Source organism: Vibrio sp. 1727, assembly GCF_033344415.1.
In the GTDB taxonomy this organism is placed as follows: Bacteria; Pseudomonadota; Gammaproteobacteria; order Enterobacterales; family Vibrionaceae; genus Vibrio; species Vibrio alginolyticus.
Genome location: NZ_JAWPOT010000680.1, coordinates 1 through 515, shown reverse-complemented (window position 1 = coordinate 515; position 515 = coordinate 1). Strand labels below are relative to the sequence as shown.

The window sequence follows — 515 nt, the reverse complement described above, 5'->3', positions numbered from 1 at the left end:
GAGGCGGTAATGGATGGTTTGCAGACATGTCACTCACCCGCTTTATGCGCTGCCAACCAAGCTTAGCAACTTATCGATGACTTGATTTGCCGTTACGCCCTCTGCTTGAGCGTGGTAGCTGAGCAATAATCGGTGACGTAACACTGGGTACGCCATTGCTTGGACATCTTCAGGAGAGACAAAATCACGACCTGCTAACCAAGCATGAGCACGAGCGCATCGGTCAAGGGCGATGGTTGCACGCGGACTGACACCCATTGCTAGCCATTTATCCAACTCACTGTCGTATTCGCTTGCTTGGCGTGTTGCCATCACCAAACGCACAATGTATTGCTCAATGGCTTCTGCCATGTGGATGTCGAGCACTTCTTGGCGCGCGGTGAAGATGTCTTGCTGACTCAAGCTTGGGCGCTCAATAGAGCATTCACCTTTTGCTTCACCACGATTGATCCGCAAGATCGCTAATTCATGTTCTGCATCTGGGTAATCCACTTCTAAGTGAAGCAAAAAGCGAT

At 50.3% G+C, this 515-nt stretch carries 1 pseudogene; it reads right to left on the bottom strand.

Going from position 1 to position 515, the window contains the following annotated elements:
• Window positions 1-42: 42 nt before the first annotated feature.
• Window positions 43-515 (bottom strand): annotated as a pseudogene (locus R8O10_RS27575) (MoxR family ATPase); the annotation flags it as partial.